Raw genomic sequence first — 14,388 nt, 5'->3', positions numbered from 1 at the left:
GCCTTCGAGGTCGCCGTCAACCCGGATTTGTTCCCATGCCGCATCCTGCGCGCCCGTCGTTCCGCCTGCCGCTCGCCATCGCCCTGATCCTGGGCACCGCCGTCGCCCTGCCCTCCGCCGCGTTCGTGCAGGCGCCCGCCGCGGCGACCACGACCCAGAACGCCAAGGCCACGCGCCTCAACGCGATGTACGAGCAGTACTGGGAAGAGCTGCTGCGCGCCAACCCGCTGCAGGCCACGTTCCAGGGCGACAACCGTTACAACGACCAGTTGCCGAACACGATGTCGGCGCAGTACCGCCAGCAGCAGCACGAGTTCAACACGCGCTGGCTGAAGCAGGTGAAGGACGTCGGCAGCGATGGCCTGAGCGGGCAGGACCTGCTGAGTTACGAGATCTTCGTGCGCGATCGCGAGGATTCGCTGGAGGCGGAAAAGTTCCCGACCTGGCAGCAGCCGATCAACCAGTTCTACAACTTCGCCGCGACGTTCGTGCAGCTGGGCTCCGGCACCGGCGCGCAGCCGTTCAAGACGGTCAAGGATTACGACAACTGGCTCAAGCGCGCCGCGCAGGCGCCGGTGCTGTTCGATCAGGCGATCGCCAACTCGCGCGAAGGCGTGAAGAACGGCGTCGTGCAGCCGCGCGCGCTGATGGTGAAGGTGATTCCGCAGCTGGACGCGCTGATCAAGGACAAGGCCGAGGACACGCTGTTCTGGGGCCCGATCAAGAACTTCCCGGCCGATTTCAGCGACGCCGACCGGAAGCGCCTCACCGCGCAGTACAAGCAGCTCATCGAAACGAAGCTGATGCCGGCGTATCGCGAACTGCGCACGTTCGTCGCCGACGAATACCTGCCGAAGACGCGCGCGACCTCCGGCCTGGACGCGCTGCCGGGCGGCGCGGCGTGGTACGCGTTCAACGCACGCAACTCGACGACGACCGACCTCACGCCGGCGCAGATCCACCAGATCGGACTGGATGAGGTGAAGCGCATCCACGGCCAGATCGAGGGCGTGATGAAGCAGGTCGGCTTCAAGGGTTCGATGCAGGACTTCTTCAGGTTCATGCAGGACGACCCGCGTTTCACCTTCGCCGATGAACCGGCGCTGCTGGCGTACTACCGCGGACTGGAAGACAAGATCAACCAGAAGATCCCCGAGCAGTTCTCGCTGATTCCGAAGGCGGCGTTCGAGATCCGCCCGGTCGAGCCGTTCCGCGCGCAGTCCGCGGCCGGCGGTTCGTACATGCGCCCGAGCCAGGACGGTTCGCGTCCGGGCGTGTTCTACGTCAACACCTACGACCTGCCGACGCGCAAGACGTGGGACGCAGAAGACCTGTACCTGCACGAGGCGATCCCGGGCCATCACTTCCAGCTCGCGCTGCAGCAGGAGCTGACGGGCCTGCCGAAGTTCCGCCGCTTCGGCAGCGAGATCGCCTTCAGCGAAGGCTGGGGCCTGTACGCCGAATCGCTCGGCAAGGATCTGGGCGTCTACACCGACCCGTACTCGTACTTCGGTTACCTGCAGAACGAGCTGTGGCGCGCGATCCGCCTGGTCGTCGATACCGGCCTGCACAGCAAGGGCTGGACGCGCGAGCAGGTGATCAAGTACATGCTCGACAACTCCGCGGAGAGCGAAACGCAGTCCACCGCCGAAGCCGAGCGTTACATGGCCATCCCCGGCCAGGCGCTGGCGTACAAGATGGGCGAGCTGAAGATCAAGCAGGTCCGCGCGAAGGCCGAGAAGGCGCTGGGCGACAAGTTCGACGTTCGCGAATTCCACGCCGAAGTGCTGAAGGACGGCTCGGTGCCGCTGGAGATCCTCGAAGGCAAGATCGATCGCTGGATCGAGGCGAAGAAGAGCTGACGCCGAACGACTTCGTAGCCCGGCTCCGCTCAGCCGGGCTACAAACGCCAGTCGAGCAAAACCGCAACGGGAACTTTGCTCCCGTAGCCCGCCCGCCTTACGCTCCGCACGGTGCCCGCCCTGAACCGGCCCGACGCACACCATCCACCAGGAGAAACGCATGAAGCTCCGCCCGCTGTTGCTCGCCCTCTCCGTCACCGCCGCGATCGCCGGCTGCTCCAAGCCCGCCCCCGACACCGCCGCGACCGACAAGCCCGCCGCTGCACAAACCGCGCAGAGCGCGCAGGCCCGCGCCGACCAGCTCAACAAGCTCTACGTCGAGTTCTGGGACGCGTACCTCAAGCGCAACCCGGTGCTGGCGACCTTCACCGGCGACACGCGCTACAACGCCGAACTGCCGGACTTTGGTTCGCAGCAGTATCGCGATGAATCCAAGAAGTTCCTGCAGGACTGGCTGGCGAAGGTCGAAGGCGTCGGTTCGGAAGGCCTCACCGGCCAGGACCTGCTGAACTACGAGATCTTCACCAAGGACGCGAAGGACCAGATCGACTCCTCCCAGTTCCCCGCATGGATGACGCCCGTCAACCAGATGGACAGCACCGCCAGCCTGGCCGTGCAGTTCGGTTCGGGCGGCGGCGCGCAGCCGTTCAAGACCGTGCAGGACTACGACAACTGGCTCGCCCGTGGCGCGCGCATTCCGGTGCTGTTCGACACCGAGATCGCCAACATGAAGCAGGGCATCGCCGCCGGCGTCGTGCAGCCGAAGGTGCTGATGGAGAAGGTCGTCCCGCAGCTGGATGCGCTGATCAAGGACAAGCCGGAAGACACGCTCTTCTGGGGCCCGATCACCAACATGCCCAAGGAATTCAGCGACGCCGACAGGACGCGCCTGACGGACGCCTACCGCAAGATGATCGCCGAGCAGCTGATGCCGGCGTACAAGAAGCTGCGCGCGTTCGTGAACGACGAATACCTGCCCAAGACGCGCGACACCTTCGGCCTGGACAAGCTGCCCAACGGCCAGGCGTGGTACGCCTTCAACGCCAAGCAGAGCACCACCACCGACCTCACGCCGGCGCAGATCCACCAGATCGGCCTGGACGAAGTCGCGCGCATCCACGGCGAGATGCAGAAGGTGATGACGGAAGTGGGCTTCAAGGGCTCGCTGCAGGACTTCTTCAAGTACGTGCAGACGGACAAGAAGTTCGAGTTCAAGAGCCAGGACGAGCTGCTGAAGTACTACCGCGGCCTGGAAGCGAAGATCAACGAGAAGGTGCCGACGCAGTTCTCGGTGATCCCGAAGTCGCCGTTCGAGATCCGTCCGGTCGAGCCGTTCCGCGAGAAGTCGGCGGCCGGCGGCCAGTACTACCCGCCGAGCGAGGACGGCACGCGTCCGGGCATCTTCTACGTCAACACCTACGACCTGCCCTCGCGCAAGATCTGGGACGCCGAAGACCTGTACCTGCATGAGGCGATCCCGGGCCACCACTTCCAGATCGCCACGCAGATCGAGCTGAAGGACATGCCGGCGTTCCGTCGCTGGAGCATCCAGAGCGCGTTCGCCGAAGGCTGGGGCCTGTACGCCGAATCGCTGGGCAAGGACCTGGGCGTGTACACCGATCCGTACAGCTACTTCGGTTACCTGCAGAACGAGCTGTGGCGTGCGATCCGCCTGGTCACCGACACCGGCCTGCACAGCAAGGGCTGGACGCGCGACCAGGTCATTTCGTACATGAAGGAGAACTCCGCGGTCAGCGACACCACCGCCATCGCCGAAGCCGAGCGTTACATCGCCTGGCCGGGCCAGGCGCTGGCGTACAAGATCGGCGAGCTCAAGATCAAGGAACTGCGCGCGAAGGCCGAGAAGGAACTGGGCGCCAAGTTCGACGTCCGCGAGTTCCACAACGAAGTGCTCAAGGATGGCGCCGTGCCGCTGGCCGTGCTGGAGCAGAAGATCGATCGCTGGATCGCGAGCAAGAAGGGCTGATTTCCGGCCGATCGCGAGTTCGAACATCGCGAGTTCGATATCGCGAGTACCAAACTGGAAAGGCCGGGCCCTCGGGTCCGGCCTTTCTGTTTACGCTCGTCGGGGAGTCTGCGTGTCGGGGTAGACACGCGCACAGGACCCGTTGGCAAGCGCGAGCGAGCTTCTTTTGCTCGTCATTCCCGCGCAGGCGGGAATCCAGTGACTTGCTTGTTCGATACGCCAGCACGTCTTACAGCGTCGTATTCCGCGCATGCGCCGGCTTGCCACGAAGCGTCGTCATTAACGGCCTGGACGAGCGTGGTCGCACGGGCGACAGCGACGGGCGCTCATCACTTAGAGCGAGCGCGGCCCCGCGCGCGGCCGGGCCGCCACGTCGAATTGCATATGCATGCCGCCTGATCCGGCGTCGCAGCCGGCCATCGTTCCATCGCTGGCAGCAGTTCGCCGCGGACCTGAACGAGCGGGACGCACAGACGCGACCCGGGTTGTGAACCCGCCCTCGCCCCTTATATTTCGACATTCCTGCGCCTGGGCGGCTGATGCTCCGGGTGCCCCGCCGGACGACGCGCCGGCCTCGCACCCGTGATCTGCCATGCCCGTCCTGCCGCGCCTTCTCGCCGTTACCGCCGTCCTGTTGTGTGCGCCCTTCGGAGCGGGGGCTGGCCGCCATGCGTCATCCGACACGATGGCATCGGCACCGACGGTGCAACCCAGTCTTCAGCCTGGAGGCGTGTGGCTTTCGCGGCTCGCGCCCGCTGCAAACCCGAAAGTGCTCGAACTCGCCGTTTCGGCAATGCAATGCGCACAGGCGAGCGGCGTCGGCGCGGGCGCGCGCCGCCTCGCCGTCATTGACTACAGCCGACCATCGCTGAAGCCGCGGCTATGGGTGTTCGACCTTGCGGCCGGCCGCCTGCTCTACGAGGAAGTCGTTGCGCACGGACAGGGTTCGGGCGAGAACATGGCGACGCGTTTCTCCAATCTCGACGGCAGCCACCAGTCGAGCCTCGGCCTGTTCGTCACGGCCGACACCTACACGGGCAAGAACGGCTACTCGCTGCGCATGCGCGGGCTGGAGCCCGGCGTGAACGATGCGGCGATGGCGCGTGCGATCGTCATGCATGGCGCGCCGTACGTCGATCCAACCCAGGGCCAGCGCATGGGACGACTGGGCCGCAGTTGGGGATGTCCCGCGGTGCGCAGCGCCGTTGCGAAGCCGATGATCGACCTGTTGAAGGACGGCCAGTTCGTCTTTTCGTATTACCCCGACCAGGCCTGGCTGACGCGCTCGGCGTTGCTCAAGTGCCCCTCGGCGCGCAAGACGCTTGCACGCGAGCCCAAGGCGATGACGTCCACGTCGGGATGACCGCGCTGTCGATCTAGTCGACACAAACTGATCGATTCGCGGCTCCGACTTACGGCACGCTGACCGGCGCGCCGGCATGAGGCAACCCTGGCGCAAACCCGGTCGCTCGCGAGCTACGCAAACGCGAGCGTTTACCCGATCACGTCGCCGAGCGCAGACGCTGCCGGTTGGACATCCACGCCGGGTCCTTCGGGTTGTGCAGCGTGGCACTCCACTGGCGACTGGCCTGATCCCACAACTGCATGAACGCCTGATCCAGGCGCACACCGGATCGCGCGGCCGCCTCGCAGTGTCCGCAAGCCTCGCGCGGAGCGCCATTGCGCAATGCGGCCTGCGCAAGCAACCAGCGCGCACGGACGTCGTCGCCTGCCAGTGCCTCGAGCTGCTGACACAGCCGCGGCTCTACAGTGCCGGACGACTGGCCAAGTCGCGCCTGCAGTACGCAACGCGCTGCCGCCATCGCGAAGACAGGATGATCGAGCAGTCCCGATGCCATCTTCTCGGCACCGGCGTACTCCCCCGCCGCCTGCGTCGTTGAGGCACCGGCAGCGCGATCAAGCAGGAGTTCGGCGACCTCGATCTGGAGGTGCGGCGCATCGCCGCGTTCGACCATCGGCATCAGTCCCGCGATCGCGTCTGACAGCACGGCGTGTCGCACGCTACCGCTGGATTGCGTGGCGCGACGATGCAGCAGCCGTGCGCGCGCGAGCGCCACATGCGCGTCGTTCGGCAAACGATCTTCCAGGCGCTTGAGGATGACCTCGCCTTCCTCAAAACGGGAACGCGCCGCGTCGCCGCGCAAATGCGCAGTCTCCAATGCCAGCAGTTCGAGCCAGCTCAGCAGCAGCTGCGGGGAGGCATCCGAACCAGTCAGCAGATCGCGATAGTTCTCGCGGAAGGCGCGCAGATGCAGCGTGCGTGTTGCGCCTTCGGCGAGTTCCGCGTGTGCGAGTTCGTTCTCGGCCTTTGCTGCAATCCATGCGACGCGCTCCTGCGCAGTGGCGCTCTGGGCGCCTGCGGCGAGCACGGCGTCGGCCTCCAGTCGCAGGCGGGACGCTTCGGTGCCCGACAGCAGGCTCGCCTGCGCCTGGAGCGCCTGCTGGAGCTTCCAGGCCGCCGGCGACGCCGGGGCGCGCAGGCTTCGCGCGGCGTCGCGCAGGACCTGCACGGCTTCGCCGATGCGCTGCGCCCGTCCGACCAGGTGCTCGTCCGTCGCGGCGACGGCGCGCTCGAACAAAGCGTCGCCGAGGGTCTCGGTGCGAAGCGGATCGACACGGCCGCCTTCCATCGCCGCACGTTGCAGTGCGGCGATAGCGGCATCCAGCGTCGCGCGCTGCGCCGCGCCGCGCTCGCCGGAGGCCTGGAGCAGACGGCAGCTTCCGGTGCGGTACCAGAGTTCAGCCTGGGACGGATCGCGTTCAAGCAGGCGGTCCATGGCGTCCGCCGCCTTGGCGTACGCCTTCGGACTGCCATCGGCACGCGCGACATGCCACCAGCACAACGCGGCGAGCATCCACACGTCATCCTGCGGATGCGCGGACTGCATCGCGACTTCCAGATGCTTAAGTGCAGCGAGATGGTCGCCTGCTTCGACAAGCCTGCGCGCTTCGCCGACGGGATCGTGCTGTGCGGCGGTCGGCCGTTGCGTCACCGTGGGCTGTGCGTACGGTTCTTTCGTTACCGCGGGCGCCGAATCCGAAACATTGGCAACAGGCACTCGTGCGACATTCGAGAAGAACTCGGCAGGGTCGAGCACCGTCGTGCCGCTGGGCTTGGTCGTTTCCGCTCGCCGTGGCGACGCCGGCTGCGCGTCCTTTTCCATACGCCGCGCCGACGCGGGAGTCGTCACGACCGACGCTACTCGCGCATCACTCACGGGGCCCTGACCGGCGATCTTTGCTTCGGCTGGGGCCATCGCTTCCGGCGAGGCCATTGCCGGTGCCGGCGCCGTATCGCGCAAGCCGGGCGTATTGCGGGAGACGTGCCTGTCGAAGGATGCATCATTCTGACGGGCGGCTTCGGCAGGCGGTTCCGCAACGACGGCAAAGACCAGTGGCAGCACGGCGTCGGGCAGCACGGATGCGCGCGCGTCTTCCACGTTCATGGTCGCCGGCCGGGTTGTCATGGGAGCGATGAGCGCCGCGGCGTCGGCCACGGCCTCCCCTGCTCGTGACGGCACCTGCGCATCGAACGGATGCGCTTCGAATCCCGGCACGAACAGCAGTCCGTCGCCGACCTGTGCGCCCACTTCATAACGATGCGCGAAGCCGCGTTCCGTCGTGACGGGCGCCTCCCAGGGACCACGATGCGACGCATGCGTAGGCGCGTAGATCTCGCGCGCGGAGAACATGCGCACGCGCGCCTTCTCGGCCTCGCGCGACGTTGGGGCGGGCATCGAGGGACGCGGCCCGGTCAGTTCAGCTCGTTGCGTGTTCATCTTCCTGACCCTCCGAGGGCGCATGCGTCGTCTTGCAATCAAAAGCAGCAGCACGGTCGCGGGCATCACCGCCAACCATCGCCACACCTGCTGGTTGTTCTCCTGGAACGCGTCGGCTTCATCACGCGGATCCGCGACGGCCGGGGCGCCGACGGGATGAAGCGCGGTGTTACGAATTTCGGTACCCGCCGCAGCGGGCACCGCCATTTCCGATGGCGGCGCCACCGCATCGGGCGCAACTTCAGTCAAAACGCTGCCGCCCACGATCTCTGGCGACAGCTCGCGATTGCCTCGCGTCAGCGCAGAAGTTTCGGAATCAACGTCGCTCGCGGAACGTTGCACCGTCTCTTCGCGCCCGCGCCCCGCGCCCACTCGTGGCACCGCGTGGCGACGCGAAGCCCCGATCGAAGCCCGAGGCGCCGCGCGATGTGAAGCGCCCGGGTCGCGCGACGCAGTTGCCCGCGTGCGCAGTACGTCGTTGTGCTCCGCGCGCGCCGCCATGGCGCCAGTCGGCAACTCCGAACCACCATGCGCCGCATCTGGAACCGGCTGCGGCGCATCCTTGTTGGAAACCGCGGAAAGCGGCCAGCGCGCGCAGGCGGCGAGCAGCAGCACGGTCGCCGCGCCGAATCGCCAGCGCACCGCCCGCATGCGCTCGGCGTGCGTCGTGCGCCTTCCGCCGATCCGGTCCATGATCGCCGCCGCCCCGATGTCGCCCGATCAGAGTTCGATCAGGCGCTCGAAGGCGACTCCACCTTCCTGCGGCGTCGCGATCACGTTCTGGTACACGCGGCCCGGGAAGATGTTGACGGTGTTGCCGACCTGGTTGTTGCGCGAATACAGGTACGGCAGGTGCGACCACACGCGATAGCCGAGGTCCTTCACGCGACGGACTTCCTCTTCGGCGAGATCCTGCTCGCCCATGCGGAAGTACAGGTTGGGGCGCAGGCGACGGATCGTGCCACCCGCGCCTTCCAGCACCGCAAGCAGTTCGCCGGCGTAGTTGATCTTGATCAGGTGCAGCGCGTCGAGGTCGAGCTCGTCAAGCGTGCGCACCGGCACGCGTTCCTTGCGCTCGGTGCCTTCGACGTCGGACAGGATCGAGCCCAGTTCCGCCGTGCCGCTGTTGCGACCCAGCCACATCGGATGGGTGTGCACGTTCTGCAGGCCATTGAGCGCGACGTTCGCGCACAGCTGCTGCATCACCATGCGGCGCGGCTCGATGACATGGACCTTGCCGCGATCGCCCACGGCGCGCGCGAACCACAGCGCGTGCGCGCCGTACTCGCTGCCGAACTCGAGCACGTGCTGGTCGTCGGCGACGATCTCGCTCAACTGGTCGAGCTCCTGCTCGATCCACTCGCCGTACTGCGCGAGCGAGCGCGATGCGGGGCAACGGCCGGGCACGGAATTCATGACGCCGTAGCGCGTCTTCCACAATTGCGGGACCGCTTCGGCGGGACTGTGCAGGTTGTTCATGGTGGTGCGCCTCGATGGAAAGCCACTGGATGGCAGGGCCCGCGGGCCCTGCGTCATGGGTGGAATCTTGGCGGCCGGCGTCGCCCGGCAGAATGAGAACCGTCTGAAAAAACCTCATGCCCCGATGGCGGGAAACCTTCTCTTCAGGCTAGGCTCGACCCGTCTTTCGTGAATGGATTCCGCCATGGCCCGTCTCCTGTTGGCACTGTCGCTGTCGTTGCTCTGCGGCACCGCGCTGTCCACGGTTCCCGTCTGGGGCGCACGTCAATCGAGTCCGGCGAATACGCCGGTGACGCAGCTCAAGCCCGGCGAATGGATCTGGGGCGGCGACAACCGCGCCGGGCCCTTGGCCGTGGTGGTGAGCCTCACCGAGCAGCGCGCCGTCGTGTATCGCAACGGCCTGCCCATCGGCGTCACGACGGTCAGCACCGGCCGCAAGGGCTACGAGACGCCGACCGGCGTCTTCACGATCCTGCAGAAGGACAAGGACCACCGCTCCAGCGTCTACAACGCCGCGCCGATGCCCTACATGCAGCGCCTGACCTGGGACGGCGTGGCGCTGCATGCCGGCGGCCTGCCCGGCTATCCCGAGTCGCACGGCTGCGTGCACCTTCCGTCGGAATTCGCGCGCCTGCTGTTCGACGCATCGAACATGGGCATGGTCGTGGTGGTATCGCAGGAAGGACGCTCGCCGGAGGACGTCACGCATCCGGGGGCGCTCATTCCGATCAATCCGAACACGGGCGCCGAAGCGGCGATTCCACCGCTGGAGGCCGGACAGAAATACCGCTGGCATCCCGAGCTTTCGACCGAGGGCCCGGTGTCCATCCTGCTCAGCGCCGCCGACGGCGAGGTCATCGTGTTCCGCAACGGCATCGAGATCGGCCGCTCGCGCGTGCTGATCCGCACGCCCGACCAGCCGCTCGGCACGCGCGCCTACATCGTCAAGGACGGCTTCATCGCCGGCGACAACCCGCTGCTGCCCGGCACGCGCATGCCGAACTGGAGCACCATCGGCATTCCGGGCAGCGGGCCGGATGCGGGCCGCCTGCTCGGGCCGGAGACAATCGATCGCGTCGTGATCCCGCACGATTTCGTCGCCGCCGTGCTGCCGCTGCTCACGCCCGGCGTGGTGATGCTGGTGACCGACGCGAACGTGCGACCGGAGACGACCGGCGGCGCGCCGGTGCAGGTGCTCGATTCCGATCCGCCGCAAAGCTGACACCTTCGGAGACGCCATGAACCTCGCGAACGATGTCTTCCGCCAATTCCTCGATGGCTACCGCGACGCCGCGCTGGCGAAGGACGTCGAGGCCTTCGTGACGCCGTACGCCGACGACGTGCACGTGTTCGACATGTGGAACGACTGGTCGATGCAGGGCCTCGCGTCGTGGCGACGCATGGCGCAGACGTGGTTCGGATCGCTCGGCGACGAGAGCGTGCAGGTCGAGTTCGACGACGTAACGTCGTTCGTCGCCGGCGACATGGTGTGCGGGCATGCCACCGTGACCTACACGGCGCTCGCGATCGACGGAAGCAAACTGCGTTCGCTGTCGAACCGCATGACCGCCGTGCTGCAGCGACGCGACGGTGGCTGGAGAGTGGTGCACGAACACACGTCCGCGCCGATCGAACACACGACGCTCAAGGCGATCCTGCAGCGACCGGCCTGAAAGATCGGGCCTGAAAATCAAGCCTGAAACGACGAAGCCCCGGCACTGGCCGGGGCTTCGCTTCCATCGAACACGTTGACGAGGCAGGCGATCAGCCGTTCGCGACGCCGCTACGCGAACCGCGGCCCTGGCCGCCGCTGCGGTGCTGCTTCGGACCGGCATGCGCATGGCGCTGCGCCGGCTTGCCGTGCGGACGGTTCGCCGGACGACGCTGTGCCGGCGCCTTCTGGCGCGGGTTCGGCAGCGGGGCGTTCATCTGGATCGGGCGGCTCGGCGCGAAGCCTTCGACTTCGACCAGCTCCACTTCCGTCTTGAGCATGTTCTGCACCTGACGCAGCAGGCCGCCCTCTTCCGGCGCGACCAGCGACAGCGCTTCGCCGCTGGCGCCGTTGCGGCCCGTGCGGCCGATGCGGTGCACGTAGTCCTCGGCGACCATCGGCAGCTCGAAGTTGATCACCAGCGGCAGGTTCGGGATGTCGAGGCCGCGCGCGGCCACGTCGGTGGCGACCAGCACACGGGCCTTGCCGGCCTTGAACGCGTTGAGCGCCTTCTGTCGCTGCGCCTGGCTCTTGTTGCCGTGGATCGCGACCGCGGCCAAGCCGGCTTCTTCCAGCTGTTCGGCCAGGCGGTTGCAGCCGTGCTTGGTGCGACCGAACACGATGGCCTGATCCGTGTGGCGCGAGCTCAGCACGCTGACCAGCAGGTCGCGCTTGCGGCCGGCATCCACGACGTGCACGCGATGGCTGATGGTCTGCGCGATGGTGTTCTGCGCGGCCACCTGCACCTGCTTGGGCGTGCGCATGAATTCCACGGCCAGCGCCTTGAGCTGCGCTTCGAACGTGGCCGAGAACATCATCGTCTGGCGCTCGCGCGGCAGCTTGCCGAGGATGCGCTTCATCGCCGGCAGGAAGCCCATGTCGAGCATGCGGTCGGCTTCGTCCAGCACCAGCAGTTCGATGGAATCGAGCTTGACGGTGCCGCGGTCGAGGTGGTCGATCAGGCGGCCCGGCGTGGCGACGAGCACGTCGACGCCGCGGCGGAACATCTCGACCTGCGGACCCATGCCGGCGCCGCCGAAGATCGCGCTGATGTTCATGCGCAGGTGCTTGGCGAAACCGCGCAGGTTGTCGTTGACCTGCACCGCCAGCTCACGCGTGGGCACCAGCACCAGCGCGCGCGGGCGACGGAAGCCGTTCGGCGCGGTCTGCTTGGACAGGCGATGCAGCAGCGGCAGGCCGAACGCGGCGGTCTTGCCGGTACCGGTCTGGGCGCCGCCCAGCAGGTCGTGACCGGCGAGCGCGAGCGGGATCGCCTGGGCCTGGATGGGGGTCGGGGTGGTGTAGTTCTGCTCTGCGAGGGCGCGCAGCAGCGCGGGCGAAAGCCCGATCGTTTCGAACGTCATGCGGGTGTTGCTCCTTGTCGCGCGCCATCGCGTCGCACCGCCGTGAACAACGGCGGCGACGAAGTTACGTCGCGTGATGGCCCCGGCGTTCCCTGAACCGCGCCGGCGGCGATCTGATTGGACGGCGTCCGGACGATCCGGGCCGTGTCTGCGCTACGAAAGACGTGCGGGATAGAAGCCGTTTGCTCGGACCGCGATCGCGGGCCACGGCGGGCATACCTGGGAAACGTACCCTTGCGGGGAGGCAGCCGTGCGCTGAACAGGGCGGACTCTACGCGAAAGCGCCCGGTCTTGCCACCCGTGTAGGCTTCATGGGCCGGTACGGTTCACATGATTTGGGGAAACAGATGGCGGATGCGGCATCGATCGATCTGGTGAAGGTGGTTGCGCTGCTCGGCGTGACGGTGGTCGCCGTGCCCGTGTTCAGGCGGCTGGGCCTGGGCTCGGTGCTGGGGTACCTCGCCGCGGGACTGGTGATCGGCCCGTTCGGCCTCGGCTGGTTCTCCGATCCGCAGGCGATCCTGCATGTCGCCGAGCTGGGCGTGGTGATGTTCCTGTTCGTCATCGGCCTGGAAATGCGGCCCTCGCACCTGTGGAGCCTGCGGCGCCAGATCTTCGGGCTGGGCACGCTGCAGATCGCCGCCTGCACCGCTGCGCTCACCGGCGTCGGGCTGCTGTTCGGCTACGAGCCGGTCGTCGCGTTCATCGGCGCGATGGGCTTCGTGCTGACCTCCACCGCGATCGTCATGCAGTTGCTCGCCGAACGCGGCGACATCGCCCTGCCCCACGGCCAGAAGATCGTGTCGGTGCTGCTGTTCGAGGACCTGCTGATCGTGCCGCTGCTGGTGCTGGTGGCGCTGCTGGCGCCCGGCGAGCCGAGCAGCGATGCCTCGCGCTGGACGTCGATCGGCATCGCCACCGGCGTGCTGCTCGCGCTGCTGGCCGCCGGCATCTGGCTGCTCAATCCGCTGTTCCGCCTGCTCGCCGCGGCGCGCGCGCGCGAGGTGATGACCGCCGCTGCGCTGCTGGTCGTGCTCGGTTCGGCGCTGTTGATGCAGCTGGGTGGATTGTCCATGGCGATGGGCGCGTTCCTCGCCGGCGTGCTGCTGTCCGAATCCACGTTCCGCCACCAGCTGGAAGCCGATGTCGAGCCCTTCCGCGGCCTGCTGCTCGGCCTGTTCTTCCTCGGCGTGGGCATGGCGCTGGATCTGTCGGTGGTGCGCGAGAACTGGATGCCGATCCTCGGCGCCGTGCTCGCGATGATGCTGGTCAAGGCGCTGTGCATCTACACCGTCGCGCGCCTGATGGATTCCAGCCATCACGAAGCGCTCGACCGCGCCACGCTGATGGCGCAGGGCGGCGAGTTCGCGTTCGTGCTGTATTCCACCGCGGCCGCGAGCGGCGTGATTGCCGCGTCGCAGAACGCCAACCTCACCGCGATCGTCGTGCTGTCGATGGCGCTGACGCCGCTGGTCGTGCTCACGGTGCGTCCGTGGCTCAAGCACAAGGAAGAGAAGATCGACGATCTCGACGTCGCCGAAGGCCTGTCCGGCAGCGTGCTGATGATCGGCTTCGGCCGCTTCGGCCAGGTCGTCAGCCAGTCGCTGCTCGCGCGCGGTGTGGACGTCACCATCATCGACACCGACGTCGAAATGATCCGCAGCGCCGGCACGTTCGGCTTCAAGATCTACTACGGCGATGGCACGCGCCTGGACGTCCTGCGCGCATCCGGCGCCGACAAGGCGCAGGTCATCGCGGTGTGCGTCGACAAGAAGGACGCCGCCAACCGCATCGTCGAACTGGCAAAGGCCGAGTTCTCGCAGGCGAAGCTGCTCGTGCGCTCGTTCGATCGCGAGCATTCGCTGGAACTGATCAATGCCGGCGTAGACGTGCAGGTGCGCGAGACGTTCGAATCGGCGATCCGCTTCGGCCACCACGCGCTGTGCCAGCTCGGCGTACCGAAGGATGAGGCGCTGGAGATCGTCGACGAAGTTCGCCGCCGCGATGCCGAGCGCGTGCAGCTGGAGCTGGCCGAAGGCGTCATGGCCGGCACTCGCCTGATGATCGGCAACGTTGCGCCGGGCCCGACGCCAACGCCGTTCACGCGCCCGCGCACGGCCGCCACGCCGCTGACGGCCGAGACCGCGGAAGCAACGCAGGGAAGTCGCGAGTAACCGACACGGGA

The 14,388-nt window shown here is 67.1% G+C and carries 9 protein-coding genes; 6 read left to right on the top strand and 3 right to left on the bottom strand.

All coding sequences use genetic code 11. The features are described from left to right. Positions 1–35 precede the first annotated feature (35 nt). From GOY17_RS05845 to GOY17_RS05835, 3 genes are all read left to right on the top strand, one after another. A complete protein-coding gene (locus tag GOY17_RS05845; RefSeq protein WP_157029668.1) occupies positions 36–1,862 on the top strand; it encodes a DUF885 domain-containing protein in 1,827 nt (608 codons plus the stop codon). Positions 1,863–2,022: 160 nt separating this feature from the next. Next, the gene (locus tag GOY17_RS05840; protein WP_157029667.1) at positions 2,023–3,849 is read left to right on the top strand and encodes a DUF885 domain-containing protein; all 1,827 of its coding nucleotides are present in this window, start codon (positions 2,023–2,025) and stop codon (positions 3,847–3,849) included. Between the two features lie 592 nt (positions 3,850–4,441). Beyond that, positions 4,442–5,212 (top strand): murein L,D-transpeptidase catalytic domain family protein, encoded by a 771-nt coding sequence (locus GOY17_RS05835; RefSeq protein WP_157029666.1) that lies wholly within the window; start codon positions 4,442–4,444, stop codon positions 5,210–5,212. 139 nt (positions 5,213–5,351) lie between these two features. Here the strand turns inward: GOY17_RS05835 and GOY17_RS05830 are convergent, their stop codons facing one another. Both GOY17_RS05830 and GOY17_RS05825 read right to left on the bottom strand, forming a co-directional pair. After that, positions 5,352–8,342 (bottom strand): hypothetical protein, encoded by a 2,991-nt coding sequence (locus tag GOY17_RS05830; RefSeq protein WP_157029665.1) that lies wholly within the window; start codon positions 8,340–8,342, stop codon positions 5,352–5,354. Between the two features lie 27 nt (positions 8,343–8,369). Beyond that, complete coding sequence (locus GOY17_RS05825; protein ID WP_192630133.1) at positions 8,370–9,128, bottom strand: FkbM family methyltransferase; 759 nt, start codon at positions 9,126–9,128, stop codon at positions 8,370–8,372. A gap of 184 nt (positions 9,129–9,312) precedes the next feature. On the opposite strand from GOY17_RS05825, the gene GOY17_RS05820 reads away from it, so the two are divergent. Further along, positions 9,313–10,350, top strand: coding sequence for a L,D-transpeptidase (locus GOY17_RS05820; RefSeq protein WP_157029663.1), 1,038 nt, complete (start codon positions 9,313–9,315; stop codon positions 10,348–10,350). Between the two features lie 16 nt (positions 10,351–10,366). Continuing rightward, on the top strand, positions 10,367–10,801 hold the full coding sequence (locus GOY17_RS05815) for a YybH family protein (protein WP_157029662.1): 435 nt from the start codon (positions 10,367–10,369) through the stop codon (positions 10,799–10,801). Between the two features lie 91 nt (positions 10,802–10,892). On the opposite strand, the gene GOY17_RS05810 is transcribed toward GOY17_RS05815, so the two are convergent. Then, positions 10,893–12,203 (bottom strand): DEAD/DEAH box helicase, encoded by a 1,311-nt coding sequence (locus GOY17_RS05810; protein WP_157029661.1) that lies wholly within the window; start codon positions 12,201–12,203, stop codon positions 10,893–10,895. A gap of 347 nt (positions 12,204–12,550) precedes the next feature. Between GOY17_RS05810 and GOY17_RS05805 the strand changes: the two genes are divergently transcribed. Beyond that, positions 12,551–14,377 (top strand): monovalent cation:proton antiporter-2 (CPA2) family protein, encoded by a 1,827-nt coding sequence (locus tag GOY17_RS05805; RefSeq protein WP_157029660.1) that lies wholly within the window; start codon positions 12,551–12,553, stop codon positions 14,375–14,377. Positions 14,378–14,388: the final 11 nt, after the last annotated feature.

Source organism: Lysobacter soli, assembly GCF_009755585.1.
GTDB classification, from domain to species: Bacteria; Pseudomonadota; Gammaproteobacteria; order Xanthomonadales; family Xanthomonadaceae; genus Lysobacter_J; species Lysobacter_J soli.
The sequence above is the reverse complement of the archived record's forward strand: the minus strand, read 5'-3'. Positions and strand labels throughout refer to the sequence as shown.